The following is a 1,125-nucleotide window of genomic DNA, read 5'->3' as shown; positions in this document are numbered from 1 at the left end:
TTCGTTCGCTGGCTCACCTCACGGCCCGCTCACCCGAGCGCAGATGCGGTACTGGCCGCGATCACGACAACGCTGGCATGGGGCCCGCTCATGCGCAAGCGCATCTCACGCATCACCGCCGAAAGCCTGCCTTGGTGGAGCATGCTGATCGGAACGCTGATCGGAGCGTCGGCTGACGCGTCCCGCCACGGCCCGGACGGCTTCAGCGGCTTCTCCTCTGCTGAAGTGCTGAACGAGCGCAGCGTAACCGAGCTCTGCTTCGCCGCCCTTCTCAATCTCAAACCAGGCCCTGAGGACCTGTTCACCTTCAAGACCCTCGCAGGCCTTCTGCTCACCAATGGTCCCGGCGCGATATCGGCACAAGGGGCAAAGGGCGCAGTGTCCGCGGATGGACCGGAATCGCCCGAGCGCGTGCAGCTCAATAAGGCCCTTGTCGGCTTTCTCTCGCATACGGGCTTCACGCACGGCGGCAATGGCTACGAAGGCATCGCGTTTCTGATCGACGCCTTCAAGGAAACCGCCTTGGACAATCCGTCCAGGCCGGACCACGCCATCGACCTGCGCGCGCTCGCCGAGCGATCCGTTGAACAGTATGCGCAGTACAAGGCGCGACAGAAGAACGCGGGTAGCCTCGACATCGCAAAGCTTCCAGGCGTGAATCATCCGGTATTCAAGGACAGGCCGGTCAACCATGATCCGCGCGAGGTGTTCATCGCCGATTTGTGTGAGAAGCGCGGCGAGTACAACGTGTTCCATGCGTACTATCGCGAACTCGTGCAGGCACTGTTCGATGCCGGCGTGTCCCGGAACGTCTACTGCGTCAATGTCGATGCGATCATCGCCGCGCTGTTGCTTAAGATGCTCTGGCAGCCGTTGCGGCGCGGTGATCTGACCGAGTCCGATCTCGAAACCGCGGCGTTCACGATTTTCCTTTATCCCCGCATGCTGGGCTGCGCGGCGGAAATCGACGACCATCTCAACCGCGGTCGCAACATGGACACGCGCACGCCTGCCTCGCAGTGCCGCTTCGTGGCTTGATATCCGTGATGAAGGATTGATGTTCAAAGAACATCAATCCTTCCAAAACTCGCAATTCCCGTTTGTCGAATTTCCGGCGACTATCAG

1 pseudogene is annotated in these 1,125 nt (G+C 60.7%); it reads left to right on the top strand.

Annotation, left to right across the window (positions count from 1 at the left end):
- Window positions 1-1,038 (top strand): annotated as a pseudogene (locus AWB74_RS44765) (CoA-binding protein); the annotation flags it as partial.
- Window positions 1,039-1,125: the final 87 nt, after the last annotated feature.

It is taken from the genome of Caballeronia arvi, assembly GCF_001544695.2.
In the GTDB taxonomy this organism is placed as follows: Bacteria; Pseudomonadota; Gammaproteobacteria; order Burkholderiales; family Burkholderiaceae; genus Caballeronia; species Caballeronia arvi.
Note: the sequence above shows the minus strand (reverse complement) of the source record. Positions and strands in the feature narration are given on the sequence as shown.